Source organism: Caulobacter sp. GW821-FHT05F04 (assembly GCF_059419665.1).
On record NZ_JBWKSF010000003.1, the window covers coordinates 200,331 to 217,157 of the forward strand.

Below are 16,827 nucleotides of genomic sequence, written 5' to 3' on the forward strand. Positions count from 1 at the left end.
GGGGAGTAGGGCCGGATGTCCGGATTCTGGTTGACCGAAGAGCAGGAAGCCATCCGCGAGGGCGTGGCCAAGGTGTGCGCCGCCTTCGACGACGAATATTGGCGTCGCACGGACGAGACTGGAATCTTCCCCGAGGAATTCGTGGCCGCCATCGCCGAGGGCGGCTGGCTGGGCGTGGCCATGCCGGAGAGCGTCGGCGGGGCCGGCCTGGGCCTGACCGAGGCCGCCGTGATGATGCAGACCGTGGCCCAGTCCGGCGCGGGCTTCTCGGGCGCCTCGGCCATCCACCTCAACATCTTCGGTCCGATGCCGCTGGTGAAGTTCGGCTCGGACGAGCAGCGCGATCGCCTGCTGCCTCGGATCATCTCGGGCGAGGACAAGATGTGCTTCGCGGTGACCGAGCCGAACTCGGGCCTCGATACGTCCAGCCTGGAGACCCGCGCCGAGAAGGTCGACGGCGGCTATCGCCTGAATGGCCGCAAGATCTGGACCACCGGCGCCCAGCGCGCCAACAAGATCCTGATCATCGCCCGCACCACGCCCAAGGACCAGTGCGCCAAGCCGCACCAGGGCCTGTCCCTGTTCTACACCGACGCCGAGAAGATCGAGGCCAAGCCGATCCCGAAGATGGGCCGCAAGGCCGTCGAATGTAACATGCTCTTTATCGAGGACCTGTTCGTGCCGGCCGAGGATCTGGTCGGCGAGGAGGGCAAGGGTTTCGCCTACCTCCTGCATGGCCTGAACCCGGAGCGGGTGCTGTTCGCCGTCGAGGCCATCGGCCTGGGCCGCGCGGCGTTGGCCAAGGCCACCACCTACGCCAACGAGCGGATCGTGTTTGGCCGGCCGATCGGCAAGAACCAGGGCGTGGCTCACCCTCTGGCCAAGTCATGGGCCGAGCTGGAGGCGGCCAACCTGCTCGCCTTCAAGGCCGCCGCTCTCTACGACCAGGGCAAGGACTGCGGGGCCGAGGCCAACGCCGCCAAGTACCTGGGCGCCGAGGCGGGCTTCCACGCCTGCGAAAACGCGGTCCTGGCCCATGGCGGCATGGGCTACGCCAAGGAATACGACGTCGAGCGCTACTTCCGCGAGGCGATGATCGCCCGCATCGCGCCGGTTAGCCGCGAGATGATCCTGAACTTCATCGCCGAGCGCGTGCTGGGACTGCCGAAGAGCTATTGAGATCGCGAGCGCGTCAGGCGAAGTGTGAGCGGTTCGCCGCCCGGATGCGCGACAAGCAAAGAAAAGGCCGGGTCGCGGAAGGCTAGCGACCCGGCCGCCGTTTCAGCGCCGGAGGGGGGGCTTCAGGCGCCCGCGCTGAACCGGATCGGGATGCGGACCGTGGCGCCGTCCACGGCCTGGCCGTCCTCCATCTGCGGCTTCATCCTGAAGAAGCGCGAAATCTTCAGCGCCGCATTGCCGAAGCCTTCGTCAGCGGGCGTTTCGGAGGCCACCACGCAATCGCGGACCGCGCCGTTGAGGGCGACCGTGCAGCTCAGCGTCGCCGAACCGGACAGGCCGCGCCGCTGGGCGCTTTCCGGATAGTAGCGCGAGACTTCGTCCGCCGAGGGCGTGCGCAGCCAGTTGGCCCGGGTGATCACCTTGGGCTGGGGCGCGGGGGGCTGCGTCGGCGCGGCCGGGATCGTCGGCATCACCGGCGGGCCGGTGACGGTCGGGCCGGGAGGAATCTCCACGGGCTTGATGGGGAGGGGATCGGGTGCGGGGATGGGCGTTGGAACTGGCGTGTGTAACCGGATCTGGTTCCGAGGCGGCGGCTGGGTCGTCGGCGGGGGAGGCGGCGGCTTCGGCGGCGTGTAGGGCAACTCCAGCCTGAAGCCGGGGTCCTCCTGCGCCATCGGTAGGGGCGTGACGTACTTGGTGTAGGCCAGGTAGCCGATCAGGCCGAGGTGCGCGGCGGCCGAGACGGCGATGCCGATGACCAGCACCTTCGAGGGCTTGCGCGGGGTGTCGTCCAGGCCGGGGATGCCGGAGCCGCTAGGATGGAGAGCCAGGTTCATGTCGATCTCCTACGCTGGATTACAGTTGTAGGATCAGCTCAGCACGAACGCGTGTGGCTGTAAATTGACAATCGTAATCTCAGTGGCGATTTGTCTTACGCTTGTAAGAATGGGTGCGGCATGTCGTCATACGGGGACGGTTGGTCAACGTGGTTAATCGCGAATTAACCATAGTCGCCGACTCCTGATGTCCATGCCCGCCGTCAGTTCCATCCGCAGCGTCGTCGAGTCGGCGATCCAGCGCGCGTCCAGCGCGACGGGGGTCGACTTCACGTTCCTGATGGGCACGGCCAAGCGCGAAAGCGGCTTCAACCCGGCCGCCAGAGCCCGAACCTCCTCGGCGTCGGGCCTCTTCCAGTTCGTAGACCAGACCTGGTTGTCCACGCTGAAGAAGCACGGCTCCAAGTACGGCTACGCTCGCTATGCCGATCTGATCTCGCAGGGGCCCGACGGTCGCTATCGGGTCGATGGCGATGAAGCCCGCAAAGCCGTGCTGGGCCTAAAGGCCGATCCGCACGCCGCCTCGCTGATGGCGGGTGAACTGACCTCCGACCACGCTTCGTATCTGCGAGGGCGGGTGGGGCGCGACCCGACCTCCGGCGAGCTCTACGCCGCCCACTTCCTGGGTCCGGCGGGTTCGGCTCGGCTGATCCAGGCCGCCACAGCCTCGCCGGGCGCCAGCGCCGCGGCGATGTTCCCGGACGCGGCCCAGGCCAACAAGTCGATCTTCTACAAGGACGGCCGCGCCGCCACGGTGGGCGAGGTCTACGCCAACCTGACCAGGACCGGCGGCGCGACCCGCGTCACCGAGCAGCCGGATACGGTCAAGCTGCCCGAAGGCGATCAGGGCTTCATGCAATATGCCGGCGGCCGCCGTCTGGAGCGCATCCGCCAGCAGGAGGCGATGGTCGACCTGATCCTGCGCGGCTCGCAGGACGCCGCCAACCCGTTCGGCGGCTCGGGCGGCTCGAGCATGGGCGGCGGTCAGCGCCTGGCCAGCTCGATGTTCTCGGCCGAGATGCTGCGCGTGCTGGCCGAGGCCAACGACAAGGTCAAGCAGCGCTGAGCTTGGTTAGCTCTGATACCTGATCCTCGGACCAACCCAACTCTCTGAACACCGCCGCCGTGTGCGCGCCCAGCTTCGGCGCGGGTCCGCGCGGGCCGTCCTCCGCGCCGGGAAAACGAGCCGGAGCGGCGGGGGCCTTGAACGTGCCGCCCGCGCCGTCGGGGGTGTCGACGAAGCAGCCGGCGGCTTCCGCCTGCGCATCCGCGGCCAGCTCGCGCGGGGTCTGATAGGGCGCCCAGGTGATGTCGCCGGCGTCCAGGGCTTCGGCGGCGTCGTCATAGGCCATGGCCCCGAAGGCTTCATCCAGGATGTCGACGAGAGCCTGGCCGTTCTCGCGGCGGGCCTTGGCGTTGGCGAAGCGGGGATCCTGGACCAGCTCCGGCCGACCGGCGGCGGCGGCGATACGCGGCCAGTCGACCGAACCCTGGCGGGGCAGCAGGCAGATCCAGCGACCGTCGGCGGTCTTATAGAAGTTGGCCAGCGGCTGCACCGCCTCGCGCCGCCCCCGCGTCGAGGCCAGTTTCCCGAACCGCAGCTGGATCGCCATGTCCGAACCGATCGCGTAGACGCCCGTACGGAGCAGCGAGGTCTCGACCAATCGGCCAACACCGGTGCGTTGTCTCTCGTGGACCGCCGCCAGGATCGCCGACACGGTGGCCAGCGAGGTGACGTGGTCACCCATGCCGGTGCGGATCGGGAAGGGTTCGGTCCCCTTCGGCGCGGTGATCGATCCCACGCCGGCGCGGGACCAGAAGGCCGCGACGTCCATGCCGGGCTTGTCACGATCAGGGCCCGTCAGGCCGTAGCCCGTCAGGCTGCAATAGATCAGGCGCGGATTGACCGCCTTCAGCGCCTCGTGGTCGAGGCCGGCGCGGGCCAGGGCGGCGGGGCGGACATTGGTGAGGAAGATGTCGGCCGTGGCGGCCAGGGCCTTCAGCGCGTCGCGGCCCAGGTCGGACCGGATGTCCAGCACCACGGCCCGCTTGCCGCGATTGTCGAGCTCGAAAATCGGGTTGGCGTCCTGGTCCGAGCCGATGGTGTCGAAGAACCGCCGCATCGGATCGCCCTCGGGCGACTCGACCTTGATCACTTCGGCGCCCCAGTCGGCCATGATCCCGGCCGCGCCGGGGGCGGCGATATAGGTCGCCAGTTCGACGACCCGCAGTCCCTCCAGCATCGCTCTCTCCCTTTTCTCTTTGCGCAAGAGTGTGCGGATCGGGGAGGAGGTTGGAAAGGCTTACCTGGCGGCAAGCCCTCCGTTCAGAACACGATACAGCCGGGCGGTTCGACCTTGAGGATGCGCAGCGAACGCTCGTGACCGTCGCGATCGGGCCACTGGATCGACTGGCCGACGGAGAGGCCGATCAGGCCCGCGCCGACCAGGGACAGGACCGAGATCTTGCCGGCCGCGATGTCGGCCTCCTTCGGATAGACCAGCAGCACCGAGCGCGCCACGCCATGGGCGTCGTCCTCGAACCGGACGGTCGAGCGCATGCGAACGACGCCATCGGGCATGTCGCCGTCGGGGCGGATCTCGGCGCGGTCGATCTCCTGCAACAGCATGTCGGCCGCGAGCGGCGCCGCCTGCTCCATCTGCAGGGCCAGGGTGGAAAGGCGGTCGACCTCGGTCTCGGCCATGATGATGCGCGGACGCGCGGCGGCGTCCTCTTGCGGGGGCATGGAAAGCTCCTGGCGATGATGTGAAGGCGCGACGGCGCGGGCGGCGCGCCGTCAGATGACGATGGGAGTGATGTTCGCCCCGAACGCCCGCGACGGATGCGCGGACGGTTCGGGGCTACGAGCCCGCGAGCAGGCTACCGCCGTGATGGCGAAAACGCCGAAAGGTCGAGCGCGAGAACATGCGTCATTCTCCACTCGCCGTCTGGCTTGTCAAACCGAAGCTCAGGCGGCTTCCGATCGAGCGGCGCGACGGTCGAGCGCGGCGGCGTCGGCCAGGGCGCGGGCGACACCGGCCACGCTGACCGGCTTGCGCAGCATGATGTCGGCGCCGGCCTCCAGGAAGCCGGTGGCCTCTTCGCCGTCGCCGTCGATGATGGCGACGATCGGGGCGTGGCGGTTGGGGCCTTCGCTGTCGCGCAGGCTGGCGGTGGCGGTGGGGCCGTCCATCACCGGCATATGGTGGTCCAGCATGAGGAGGTCGAATTCGGCGATCTTGGCCAGGTCGGCGGCGCGGCGTCCATTCTGGGCGTGAACCACCTGATGGCCCAGCTGCTCCAGAATGGCGCGCAGCATCGCCGCGTTCAGGGCGTCGTCCTCGGCGATCAGGATGCGCAGGGCGCGCGGCGCGCCCGAGGTGTCGGCGGCCGCGGCGTCCATCTCTTCGGCGTCGAGCGCGTACTGTGCGTCCGGATCGAAGGGCAGGGTCAGGGTGAAGCAACTGCCGACGCCCACGGCGCTACGCGCCTCCAGGGCGCCGCCCATCAACCGGGCCAGCTGGCGCGATAGCGACAAGCCCAGGCCCGCCCCGTTGACGCCGGCGCCGGTGCGCTCGATGCGGCGGAAGGGCTCGAACGCCTGCTCGATCTCCTCTGTCGACAGGCCGGGGCCCGTGTCGGCGATCTCGATGGCGATCTGCCCGTCACGGGGTTCAAGACGGACCTCGATGCGACCGCGCACGGTGTACTTGACCGCGTTGCCCAGCAGATTGGCGATGATCTGGCGGGTGCGCAGGGCGTCGGCGACGGTCGCGCCCCTGTCGCGGATGCGCAGCAGCGGGTCGACATGGACCGTCAGCTCCAGGCCCTTGGCCGCAGCGTGAGGCTTGTCCAGCAGGGCCAGGTCCTGGACCAGGCGAACCGGGTCGAACGGCTGAGCCTCGACGCTGAGGCGGCCGGACTCGGCGATCTCGGAATCGAGCGTGGCGTTCAGCACCGCGATCAGGTCCTGGGCCGCGTCGAGGGCGGCGTTCAGCTGTTCGCGCGAGGGCGCGGCGCGGCCGCCCTTGCCGGCGGCGGCGGCCAGCACGTGGGTGACGCCGGTCAGGCCGTTGCGGATCTCGTGGCTGAGGGTGGCGACGATGTCCGACTTGCTGCGCGCGGTGCGTTCGGCCGCCTCCAGCACCCGTAAGCGTTCGTCGACCAAGTGTTCGTGTCGGACGGCCAGGTCGTGCTGGCGGCGGAACATGCGGTTCAGGATCAGCGCCAGGGTCATCGCCAGGGCGATAGCGCCCCAGGTCAGCTCGCCCAGCTGGCGGTCGCTGGCGAAGGAGGCGATCAACGGGCCGGCCGCGGCGATCGGCGCGACGATCAGCAGGCCCGCCAGATAGGGCGCGGCGAAGAAGGCGCAGAGCACCGCGCCGGCCGTGGCCAGCATGAGCAGGGGCTCTCGCGCCGGTCCGGCGCCCAGGGCGAAGACCGAGATCTGCACCGAAGCCAGGGCCCAGAGCACGCCGCCCATCACCTGGACTCGTGCTCTGCGGTTAAGATCTTGCGACGCTTCGTCGCGCAGCCAGTTCACCACCGCGTAGAAGGCGCCCCAGTTGATCGCGAACACCGCGAAGCTGGCGGTCATCCAGACGCGGTTGGCGGCGAACGATCCGATCCATACGAACAGGGGCAGGCTGACCGCGAAAACCCCAAGCGCGTAAGGCAGCAACGCCGTCTGGGCGTCCAGGGCCTTGGCGAGGTGGGCGCCCTCTGTCGAGATATCTTGTGGGCGGCGCTCGGCGAGCAAGGTCGCGCTCCTCGTGATTGAGGACGCACCTTAGGGGAGCGTGGTTTGTACCCGGTTACGGGGTATCGTTAATCCACAGGTACAAAGTTCAAACAATCATTAAGCCTAACCGTCGAAGATGGGGCTCCAAGTCCCAGACTCTCGGCAGGCGACCATGGCCACCACACGCGCCGCTCTCACCGATTCCGATATCCGCATGCTCGTGAAGGGCGCGACGCCGGACGAACGGGCGCTGGCCGCGCACAAGCTGTGCCGCACCATCGACCGCGGCGCGCTCAGCGATGAGGACCGCCAGGTCGCGCACGAGATCCTGCGGGTGATGGCCGCCGACGCCGCCGAGCTGGTGCGTCGCGCCATGGCGGTGACGCTGAAGAATTCCATGGCTCTGCCGCCGGACGTCGCCAACCGCCTGGCCCGTGACGTCGAAAGCGTCAGCCTGCCGATCATCAGCTTCTCGCCGGTGTTCACCGACGCCGACCTGGCCGAGATCGTCCGCGTCGGGGGCGCGGCGCGCCAGAAGGCGGTGGCCAGGCGTCCCAAGCTCTCCAGCCGTATCACCACCCTTCTGGTCGAGCAGGGGGACGAGGACGTGGTCGCCACGGCCTGCGCCAATGACAACGCACGCTTCTCGGAAGTGACGCTGCAAAAGGCGCTGGATCGCTTCTCCAAGTCGGAGAGCGTGCTGCAGGCCGTCGCCTATCGCGCGGCTCTGCCTCTGGCGGTCAGCGAGCGCCTGATCGACATGGTCGGCGAGCAGCTGCGCGACCATATCCTGACCAGCCACGCCCTGTCGGCCGAGCGCACGATGGAGCTGATCATCGGCGCCAAGGAGCGGGCGACGATCGATCTGGTCGACCAGGCCGGCCGCGCCGGCGACCCGAAGGCTTTCGTGGCGCATCTGAGCAAGGTCGGCCGCCTGTCGCCGTCGCTGCTGCTGCGGGCCCTGGCCCACGGCCACATGAGCTTCTTCGAGTGGGCCGTCGCCGAACTGGCCGGCATTCCGCACCACCGCACCTGGCTGATGATCCACGACGCGGGCCCCCTGGGCCTGAAGGCGATCTGCGAGCGGGCCGGGCTGCCGCCGCGCCTCTACTCAGCCTTCCGCGCTGGCGTCGACGCCTTCCACGGTCTGGAGTTCGACGGTGGCGCGAACGACCGGGAGCGTTTCCAGGAGCGCATGATCCAGCGCTTCCTGACTTCGTCGCACACGGTCTCGCGCGAGGATAGCGAGTACCTGATGGACCGCATGGATCGCAGCGCCAACCGCCGTCGCGCCAATCGCGAGGATCAGGGCGCGGCCTAACAACTGTTCGAAAGGGGTATGGGCAAGCTCGCGCGGCGGCGCCAGACTTGCCGCATGTCCGACTCCTCGCAAGGCGCGATCCGCCTGGCCGCCACCGTACTGCTGCTTCGAGACGCGCCTTCGTTCGAGGTGCTGATGGTCAAGCGGCATCACCAGATCGACTTCGCCGCCGGGGCCCTGGTGTTCCCTGGCGGCAAGAGCCACCAGGGCGACAGCGATCCGCGCTGGCGCGAGCTGGCCATCGGGTTCGACGAGGTCGGCCCAGGAGAAGGGGGGCAGGATGGCGTGGCCCTGCGCATCGCCGCGATCCGCGAGGCCTATGAGGAAGCCGGCGTGTTGCTGGCCCGCGACAGGGACGGGGCCTTCTATGCCGGCGAGGCGGCCAAGGACGTCCGCGCGGCGGTGGCCGAGGACAAGGTGGCCTTTCTTGACGTGGTCGAGGACCTGGGCCTGAAGCTGGATCTCTCGGCCCTGACGGTGTTCGCGCGGTGGATCACCCCCAGGCTGATGCCCAAGCGCTTCGACACCTGGTTCTACGTCGCCCACGCGCCCCTGGCCCAGCAGGCGATCTGCGATGGCCACGAAGCGGTCGACGCCGAGTGGATCGCCCCGAGCCTGGCGCTCGACCTGGCGGCCTCGGGCGAGCGCAAGGTGATCTTCCCCACGCGCATGAACCTTCAGCTCCTGGCCGAGAGCGCCAGTCCCGTCGACGCCGTGACGCGGGCCGAGGCCCGGGAGCTGGTCACGGTCGAGCCTTGGGTCGACGGGCGAGTCCTGCGGATCCAGGAGAACGCCGGCTATGGCGCGGTGACCGAGCCCCTGGAAGCGCTCTGAGCGCGCGCTTTAGGTCTTGATGCCGGGGCCCGCCGCGTTGACCCAGCCCACCACGTCGCCCAGCACCTTGGCCACGGCCTGGTCGTAGGCCGGCACGATGGCCGAGACGCGGTTGTCGGCGGCTTTCACCCTGGCTTCGAAGATCTGGTCGCCGACCAGGGCGCGGTCGCTGTTGCGGTTCAGGACGCCGCGCACGCGGACCACGATCTCGGGAGCGGCCTTGGGGCCGTTGACGTAGTCGGCCTCGAACTTTCGAACCTCAAGGCGCAGGACCAGGTCGGCCTTGGCCACCTCGCCTCGACCGATCAGGCGAGCGCGGCCCGGATCGTTGTCGAACGCGCGGGCGATGGCTTCCTCGAACAGGATGAAGGCTGGGGAAACCCACCGCGCGTCGGCGATATAGGCCACTTCGCCATTGGTCACGGTCAGGAGGCGGTCGCCCGCCGCGGCGCGGGTGAAGGCCGACGGGGCCTTCAGAACGCCGAACATCGCGCCGGGAGGGCTCTTGGCGACGCTGAGATCAGCGTCGCCGAAGCGATAGGTGGTCACCGGCTTGGTCTTCGGGAAGACGCTGATGCAGGCCGAGAGGCTGAACGCCACGGCCGAGACGGCCAGGACGCGTCCAAAGGTCTTGGCGACGTTGCGGATCATCGGGCTCACGGCTTGACCTCCACTTCCTTGGCTGGGGCCTTGCCGACCACGCCACGGGGGTTCTGTTCGACGTCGGCGACCAGGCGGTCCAGGGACTCGGCGGCCGACTGCAGGGTGACGATGGCCGCCGAAAGTTGCGGCAGGCCGGTGCTGGCGAAATCGCTGGTCGGGCCTTCCAGCTTCGAGATCATCGAGCGGGCGTCCTTGGCGGCGGCCTTGAGCTCGGCGGCGGCGTCGCCGGCCTCCTTCAAGGTGCGCTTGGCGTCGCCATCGACCAGACCGTTGGCGCTGTTGGCCAGGTTGGTGATCGACTGAGCCGTCGCATCGATGCTCTGCAGAGCCTTCTGCGCGTCGGCGATGATTTCCTTGCGCTCGCGCAGCTCGGCGGTGACCGCCTGGACGTCGCTGAGCGAGGCGCTGAAGGTCTTGATGTTCTTGTCCGAAAGCACGCGGTTGACGCGGTCCAGGGCCTCGATGGTTCGTGTCAGAACCGTGCCGCCGCCCTCGAGCAGGTCGGAGAGGGCGCTGCGCTGGCTGCGCAGGACGGGAACCTTGCCGTTCTTGACGGTGTCCTTCAGCAGCTCCTTGTTCGGCGAGCCGGCGGTGATCTGCACGTAGTTGACGCCGGTGATGCCTTGCGGCTCCAGCGTCGCGTAGCTGTCGACCTTGACCGGCACGTCCGAGGTCATGCGGACGCGGGCGATGACGCGGTTGGGATCGGTCTTGTCCAGCTCGATGCGGCTGACCTCGCCGACCTTGATGCCATTGAAATGGACCTCGCCGCCCGTCGACAGACCGCGCACCGGACCGATGAACAGGATGTCGTAGAGATCGTAGTCCTTGCTGAAGCTGACCTTGGCCAGCCAGACCACGAAGATCACCAGCCCCATGAACAGGGCGAGGGATATGGCCCCGACCAGGGCGTAGTTGGCGTTTCTTTCCATCAGACGTTCGTCCTTGCCTCGGCCAGAGCCTCGGCGGTCGCGGCGGCGCGTCCCCGGGGGCCCAGGAAGTATTGCTTGATCCAGGGGTGATCCGAACGCTCGAGTTCGCGAACGGGCGCCACCGCGACGACCTTCTTGTCGGCCAGGACGGCGACACGGTCGGTGATGGCGTAGAGACTGTCCAGGTCATGGGTGATCATGAACACCGTCAGGTCCAGGCTGTCCGACAGGTCCTTGATCAGGGAGTCGAAGGCTTCGGCCCCGATCGGGTCGAGACCGGCGGTCGGCTCGTCCAGGAACAGCAGTTCGGGGTCCATGGCCAGCGCGCGGGCGAGACCGGCGCGCTTGCGCATGCCGCCCGAAAGCTCGGCCGGCTTCAGGAGCGCGGCGCGGGCGGGCAGGCCGACCATGGCGATCTTCAGGTCGGCGATCTCCTCGATCTCGCGGCGAGGCAGCTTGGTGTGCTCGTAGAGCGGCGCGGAAACGTTCTCGCGCACGGTCAAATTCGAGAACAGCGCGCCCTGCTGGAACAGCACGCCCCAGCGCCGCTCAACCGACGACCATCGCCGACGCGAGGCCGTGCGCATATCGCCGCCGAACAGCCGGACCGTGCCGCCGTCGGGGGGCTTCAGGCCGATGATGGTGTTGAGCAGCACCGATTTGCCGCTGCCCGAGCCGCCGACGACGCCCAGCACCTCGCCGCGCTCGACCTTGAGGTCAAGTCCGTCGTGGACAATGTTGTCGCCGAAAGCGGAGACCAGGCCCCGCACGTCGATCGGGTGCCTCTCTGCTTCGGCTGTGTCGACGAAGGGCTCGGACTCGGGCGCGTTCTGTGTGGAGCGGGTCAAATGTCCAGCTCCATGTAGATCAGGGCGAAGACCGCATCGATCAGGATGATGGCGAAGATGGCGTGCACGACGGCCGCCGTCACGCGTCGGCCCAGGGACTCGACGTCGTTGCCGACCTCCATGCCCTGGCGGCAGCCGATGGCGGCGATCACCGCGGCCATGACCGGCGCCTTGGACATGCCGATCCAGAAGTGGGTGGCGCCGACGAAGTCGATGATCCGTTGCAGGAAGAAGGTCGGCGACAGATCCAGCACGGCCCAGACCACCAGCATGCCGCCGGCCAGGCCCGCGATCGTCGCCACGAAGACCAGCAGCGGAATGGTGAAGAGCAGGGCGGCGAAACGCGGCAGGACCAGCGCCTCGTAAGGGTCCACGCCCATGACCTGCATGGCGTCGATCTCCTGGTTCATCTTCATCGAGCCGATCTCTGCCGCGAAGCTGGAGGCCGAGCGGCCGGCCAGCAGGATGGCGGTGATCAGGATGTTGAACTCGCGCATCACCGAGATGCCGATCAGCTCGACCGAATAGACCTGGGCCCCGAAGTCGGTGAGCATGTTGGCGCCCAACAGGGCCACCACCGCACCGATGAAGAAGGTGGTGACCGCCACGATCGGCATGGCGTCGAGGCCGGCGCGCTCGCACAGGGCCACGATCGGCGCCCAGCGGATACGGCGCGGGTCGACGACGCAGCGGCCCAGGGCGACCAGCAGGTGGCCCAGGAAGATCATGGTGCCGTAGCCGTCCTGGAACAGGCCGAAGACGCCGCGGCCGATCCGCTCAAGCAGGGCGTGGACGCCGCCTGGGCGAATCGTCGGCTCGGGCTCGACCTGGATGGCGGCGCGGACCAGCTCCAGCAGGCGCAGCACCTCGCGGCGGGCCTGGACGTTCCGCGGCTCAAGGTTTTCGCCGCCCGCGCGCAGAATCGCGTAGGCGCCGGCGGTGTCGCAGCGATTGACGCCCGTGAGGTCCATGTCGAGCGCGTGCTTGCTGGAAAGGGCGCTATCCAGGCGCAGGCCCGCGTCGAGCAGCCCCCGTGCGGTCCAGTCCCCGGTCAGCACGGCGGTCGTGCGGCCGTCCTGGTCGGTCAAGGTGAAGTCCGCCGGTAAAGCCATGAAGTCCTGGGGGGCTCGTTTCCTGGTTATATCCAAGCCCGGCCATGGACCTGACAAGCCCAAAACGCGCCAAGGCGCAGCTTGTTGCTGGATAAGGCCCGCGAGCTCGAAAAAAGGCCGCGTGCTCGCCACGCGACATAGTGGTGCAACAGGGCCGCGCGGGGGGGTGAACTTTAGTCTTGGTTAACGGATTCCCTTCACGAACATGGCCGACGAATTCCTATGTGCCGGACTGGAGTACTAACGCATGAGCGCGCACGCCAAGCTTGATCAGCGAATGGCTTTCATGCGTTTCGACGAGCGTTCGCGGTCGGCTCTGCGAGGCCTCAAGCCCGTGATCGACGCCGAGATCAACGGCGCGCTGGGCGCGTTCTACGCCCAGGTTCGGGCCTTCCCCGAAACGCGCGCCAAGTTCCGCGACGACGCCCACATGGCCGGCGCCGAGCGCGCCCAGGCCGCGCACTGGCGCAGGATCGTCCAGGCCGACTATAGCGACACCTATGTTCGCGATGTCGAGCGGATCGGTCGCGCTCACGTCAACGCCGATCTGCAGCCGCGGTGGTATATCGGCGGCTACGCCCTGGTGGCCGAGGCGCTGATCCGCGCCGTCGTCGCCAAGCGGGCCAAGGGCCTGTTCAGCAACGCCGCCAAGTCGGACGCCGACCTGGCCGACGGCCTCTCGGCCCTGACCAAGGCCGTGTTCCTCGACATGGAACTGGCCATCTCCAGCTATCTCTCGCTGCTGCAGGAAGAGCGCGAGGCCCTTGAGGTCGAGCGCGAGGCCGCCGAGCAACGCCAGGCCCAGGCCGTCAAGGCGGTCGGCGAGGCCCTGTCGCGCCTGGCCGCGGGCGACCTGTCGGCCCGCGTCGAGGGCGATCTGGCGCCCGAGTTTCAGGGCCTGAAGGTCGACTTCGAGCAGGCCGTCGGCGCTTTGGGTGAGGCCATGCGCTCGGTCGAACACTCGGCCGGCGGCATTCGCTCGGGCGTCGAGGAGATCGCCCGCAGCGCCGAGGACCTGTCGGAACGCACCGAACGGCAGGCCGCCACGCTTGAGCAGACGGCCGCCGCCGTCGAGCAACTGACCGGCGCCGTCGGCAGGACCGCCAGGAGCGCCCGCGAGGTCTCCTCGCGCATCACCGAGGCCTCGACCGAGGCCGAACGCTCGGGCGACATCGTCACGCGCGCCGCCGAGGCCATGACCAAGATCGAGGCCCAATCCTCGCAGGTGAACCAGATCCTGGGCATGATCGACGAGATCGCCTTCCAGACCAACCTGCTGGCCCTGAACGCCGGCGTCGAAGCCGCTCGCGCCGGGGATAGCGGCAAGGGCTTCGCCGTCGTGGCGCAGGAGGTGCGGGCCCTGGCCCAGCGCTCGTCGCAGGCGGCCAGCGAAATCAAATCGCTGATCACCGAATCGAGCCGTCAGGTCAGCGAGGGCGTCGACCTCGTCGGCCAGACGGGCGCGGCGCTGCGCGGCATCCACGAGAAGGTCGGCGGCATCGACGAACTGGTCAACGCCATCGCCGCCTCGGCCAGCGAGCAGGCCACGGCCTTGGGCCAGGTCAATTCGGCCGTGAACCAGCTGGATCAGGTGACCCAGCGCAACGCCGCCATGGTCTCGCAATCGACCGAAGCCACCCATGCCCTGCGCGTCGAGGTCGCCGACCTGTCGAACCGCGTCGGCGTCTTCCGCCTGGACGGCCGTCCGCAGAGCTTCCAGCCGGCTCACCGCGAAGAGTCCGCCGAGAACCCGGTCCACGCCGCCCGGGCTCGCGTCGCCGCCTTCGCTCGTCCGGGGCGCTAGGGTCTACTTCGGCGGCGGAGCCGTCGAGGCGCGGTGGATCAGTTCGAACGGCAGGAGCTCGTCCACCGGTCGTTCGGGCGGATCGTTGCTCCTGGCTTGAGCGATCAGCAGCTTGGCCGCCACCGATGACATCTCCGCCACGGGCTGACGCACGGTCGTCAGCTGCGGGCGGCTGAAGCGTGAGCTGGGGCTGTCGTCGAAGCCGGCCACGGAGACATCGCCCGGCGTCATCAGCCCGGCCTCGGCGATCGCCGCGATGCAGCCCAGCGCCATGTCGTCGTTGCTGGCGAAGATCGCCGTCGGGCGCTCGGGCAGGGCCAGCAGCGCCTTGGCCTGCTCCAGGCCCGACTGGAAGGTGAAGTCGCCCTGGCGCACCCAGTCGTCGACCACAGGCAGGCCGCGCGCCTTCATGGCCTCAAGATAGCCTTGCCGCCGCGCCTGGCTGGCGCCGTAGCGCGGCTCGCCGACGATAAAGCCGATCCGTCTGTGGCCGAGGGCGGCCAGGTGCTCGGTCATCTCGCGGGCGGCGGCGACGTCGTCCATATGCACGCGGGGGCCAAGGCCTTCGGCGCGTTCGGGGCCGACGCGAACATAGGGCGTGCCGGTCTTGTCGAGGATTTCCAGCACGCCGGGATTGTCGGAGGAGGGCGGGGTCAGGATCACGCCGTCCGGCTTCAGCGCGGCGATGAAGCCGGCCACGTCCTGGCGCACATTCGGGCCGTCGTTGTCGATCAGCTCGATCAGCAGGTGATAGCCGGCCTCGCGGCAGCGCAGGGTCGCGCCTAGTTGGATACGGCTGAGATAGTCGGCCCCGCGCTCGCTCTGCCAGTGGTCGATGGTCAAGGCCGCGTCGACGAAGACGGCGATCACGAACGAGCGCGAGCCGGCCAGGCTGCGCGCCGACAGGTTGGGGCTGTAACCAAGCTCGCCAGCCGCCTCCAGGACACGATCGCGCATGGCGGGCCGTACGTTCGGCTCCTTGTTCATCACCCGCGAAACGGTCTTGATCGAGACGCCCGCCCGCGCGGCGACGTCGTAGATCGTCACCGAGGCCATCAGACCGTCCCGATGCTGTTCTGACTCATGCTCATAGAGCCAACCTAGAGCGTCCCCGCGCGATAGGGAAACTCCCTGCTCACCCACACGCGACCCCTTGTGCCGCAACGAAGGCGCGGCCACTGTCCGGACCGGACGCGGCGAAAGACCGCGACGAGCCCGTTGAAAAGCGGGCTCTATCAAAAGCGTTCGGGAGCGTGGCGGTCGCCGTGTTCCTGGGGGAGGTGATGAGTGCGGCCTGACGATGGGGCCCGGCCCAAGGAGCCGGTGCGCGCGAACTTCATCGCCGCCTATACCCTCGCCCAGATCGGGGCCTTTGTTTCGTTCCAACCGCTTCTGCAAGTCCTGCTGCCGCTGAAGGCCGAGTCGATCGACGCGGCTTCCAAGGCGGTGGTGCTTAGCCAGGTCGCCTTCTATGGCGCGATCGCCGCCAGCATCGCCAACCTACTGGCCGGAGCGATCAGCGACCGCACCACCTCGCGCTTTGGTCGCCGGCGGCCCTGGATGGTGGTCGGCGCGATCGGCGCGTCCCTGGCCTATCTGGCGATCATGAACGCCAAGACGCCGCTGGCCCTGATCGGCGGCGTTATCCTGTTCCAGCTGACCTTCAACCTGTGTTTCTCGGCCCTGGTGGCCGTCATGCCCGACCGGGTGCCCGACACCCAGAAGGGCATGGTGGCGGCTTTCCTCAGTCTGGGGAACCCAATCGGCACGGCCGCCGGCGCGGTGATCATCGGTGGCCTGCTGGTCGTCGAGTGGCAGCGCTACGCGGTGATCTCGGCGGCGCTGCTGTTGGGCCTGGCGCCCTTCGTGCTGCGCCTGAAGGACCCGCCTCTGGCGAAAGCCGATGTGCCGCCGTTCCACCTGCGGGAGTTCATCGCCGGCCTGTGGGTCAGCCCGCGCGAGCATCCCGACTTCGCCTTCGCCTGGGCGGGCCGGTTCATGGTGCTGGTCGCCCTGAGCCTGGTGCAGAGCTACATGCTCTACTTCCTCCAGGACGTGGTGGAGTATCCGCGTCTCTTCCCGGGTCATCGCTCGGAGGAAGGCCTGGCGATCCTGGCGACGGTCTCGACGGTCTTCAACGTCGCCTGCGCCATGGTGGGCGGGGTGCTGTCGGACCGGATGCAACGGCGCAAGCTGTTCGCCTTCGGCGCCGCCCTGACCATCGCCGCGTCGATGGTCGTGTTCTCGCTGACCTCGGACTGGAACGTGCTGCTGGCCGCCTATGTCGTCTATGGCTGCGGGGCGGGTTGCTACTGCGCCGTCGACATCGCCCTGGTCACCCAGGTGCTGCCTTCGCAGCGCGATGCTGGCAAGGACCTGGGCGTGATCAACCTGGCCAACACGCTGCCTCAGGCCTTGGCGCCGGCCCTGGCCGTATGGAGCCTGGGGCCGACCCACGGGAACTTCCAGCTGTTCTTCCTGATGGCCGCGGGGCTGGCTTTGGCTGGCGGTCTGGCGATCCTGCCGATACGAGGGGTGCGCTAACTACCGCCTCAGG

General features: G+C 68.4%; 15 protein-coding genes. 6 read left to right on the top strand and 9 right to left on the bottom strand.

The window, feature by feature from the left end; all coding sequences use genetic code 11:
• Positions 1–15: 15 nt before the first annotated feature.
• The gene (locus AC07R7_RS09590) at positions 16–1,179 is read left to right on the top strand and encodes an acyl-CoA dehydrogenase family protein (RefSeq protein ID WP_125158800.1); all 1,164 of its coding nucleotides are present in this window, start codon (positions 16–18) and stop codon (positions 1,177–1,179) included.
• A gap of 122 nt (positions 1,180–1,301) precedes the next feature.
• Here the strand turns inward: AC07R7_RS09590 and AC07R7_RS09595 are convergent, their stop codons facing one another.
• Entirely contained in the window at positions 1,302–2,015 is a 714-nt protein-coding gene (locus tag AC07R7_RS09595) for an energy transducer TonB family protein (protein ID WP_494634974.1), read from the bottom strand.
• 193 nt (positions 2,016–2,208) lie between these two features.
• On the opposite strand from AC07R7_RS09595, the gene AC07R7_RS09600 reads away from it, so the two are divergent.
• Positions 2,209–3,081 (top strand): lytic transglycosylase domain-containing protein, encoded by an 873-nt coding sequence (locus AC07R7_RS09600; protein WP_494635229.1) that lies wholly within the window; start codon positions 2,209–2,211, stop codon positions 3,079–3,081.
• Here the strand turns inward: AC07R7_RS09600 and AC07R7_RS09605 are convergent.
• From AC07R7_RS09605 to AC07R7_RS09615, 3 genes are all read right to left on the bottom strand, one after another.
• Positions 3,068–4,258, bottom strand: coding sequence for a CaiB/BaiF CoA transferase family protein (locus tag AC07R7_RS09605; RefSeq protein ID WP_494634975.1), 1,191 nt, complete (start codon positions 4,256–4,258; stop codon positions 3,068–3,070). The genes AC07R7_RS09600 and AC07R7_RS09605 overlap by 14 nt on opposite strands.
• Positions 4,259–4,341: 83 nt before the next feature.
• On the bottom strand, positions 4,342–4,761 hold the full coding sequence (gene rnk / locus AC07R7_RS09610) for a nucleoside diphosphate kinase regulator (protein WP_494634976.1): 420 nt from the start codon (positions 4,759–4,761) through the stop codon (positions 4,342–4,344).
• A 222-nt stretch (positions 4,762–4,983) separates the two neighbouring features.
• A complete protein-coding gene (locus tag AC07R7_RS09615; RefSeq protein WP_494634977.1) occupies positions 4,984–6,774 on the bottom strand; it encodes a hybrid sensor histidine kinase/response regulator in 1,791 nt (596 codons plus the stop codon).
• Between the two features lie 154 nt (positions 6,775–6,928).
• Between AC07R7_RS09615 and spbR the strand changes: the two genes are divergently transcribed.
• Both spbR and AC07R7_RS09625 read left to right on the top strand, forming a co-directional pair.
• The gene (spbR, locus tag AC07R7_RS09620) at positions 6,929–8,077 is read left to right on the top strand and encodes a pole-localized protein SpbR (protein WP_494634978.1); all 1,149 of its coding nucleotides are present in this window, start codon (positions 6,929–6,931) and stop codon (positions 8,075–8,077) included.
• Between the two features lie 54 nt (positions 8,078–8,131).
• A complete protein-coding gene (locus AC07R7_RS09625) occupies positions 8,132–8,911 on the top strand; it encodes an NUDIX hydrolase (protein WP_494634979.1) in 780 nt (259 codons plus the stop codon).
• 9 nt (positions 8,912–8,920) lie between these two features.
• On the opposite strand, the gene AC07R7_RS09630 is transcribed toward AC07R7_RS09625, so the two are convergent.
• Genes AC07R7_RS09630 through AC07R7_RS09645 form a run of 4 tightly spaced genes read right to left on the bottom strand, consistent with a single transcriptional unit; the run spans position 8,921 to position 12,466 of the window.
• On the bottom strand, positions 8,921–9,571 hold the full coding sequence (locus tag AC07R7_RS09630) for an ABC-type transport auxiliary lipoprotein family protein (protein ID WP_492887794.1): 651 nt from the start codon (positions 9,569–9,571) through the stop codon (positions 8,921–8,923).
• Positions 9,568–10,506, bottom strand: coding sequence for an MlaD family protein (locus AC07R7_RS09635; RefSeq protein WP_125158792.1), 939 nt, complete (start codon positions 10,504–10,506; stop codon positions 9,568–9,570). The genes AC07R7_RS09630 and AC07R7_RS09635 overlap by 4 nt, the downstream gene beginning before the upstream one ends.
• Entirely contained in the window at positions 10,506–11,354 is an 849-nt protein-coding gene (locus AC07R7_RS09640; protein WP_492887795.1) for an ABC transporter ATP-binding protein, read from the bottom strand. The genes AC07R7_RS09635 and AC07R7_RS09640 overlap by 1 nt, the downstream gene beginning before the upstream one ends.
• Positions 11,351–12,466, bottom strand: coding sequence for an ABC transporter permease (locus tag AC07R7_RS09645; protein ID WP_494634980.1), 1,116 nt, complete (start codon positions 12,464–12,466; stop codon positions 11,351–11,353). The genes AC07R7_RS09640 and AC07R7_RS09645 overlap by 4 nt, the downstream gene beginning before the upstream one ends.
• Positions 12,467–12,713: 247 nt before the next feature.
• Between AC07R7_RS09645 and AC07R7_RS09650 the strand changes: the two genes are divergently transcribed.
• Positions 12,714–14,270 (top strand): methyl-accepting chemotaxis protein, encoded by a 1,557-nt coding sequence (locus AC07R7_RS09650; protein WP_494634981.1) that lies wholly within the window; start codon positions 12,714–12,716, stop codon positions 14,268–14,270.
• A 3-nt stretch (positions 14,271–14,273) separates the two neighbouring features.
• On the opposite strand, the gene AC07R7_RS09655 is transcribed toward AC07R7_RS09650, so the two are convergent.
• On the bottom strand, positions 14,274–15,326 hold the full coding sequence (locus tag AC07R7_RS09655; RefSeq protein WP_492887798.1) for a LacI family DNA-binding transcriptional regulator: 1,053 nt from the start codon (positions 15,324–15,326) through the stop codon (positions 14,274–14,276).
• A 231-nt stretch (positions 15,327–15,557) separates the two neighbouring features.
• Here AC07R7_RS09655 and AC07R7_RS09660 point away from each other — a divergent pair, with 231 nt between their 5' ends.
• A complete protein-coding gene (locus AC07R7_RS09660) occupies positions 15,558–16,814 on the top strand; it encodes an MFS transporter (protein WP_125158787.1) in 1,257 nt (418 codons plus the stop codon).
• Positions 16,815–16,827: the final 13 nt, after the last annotated feature.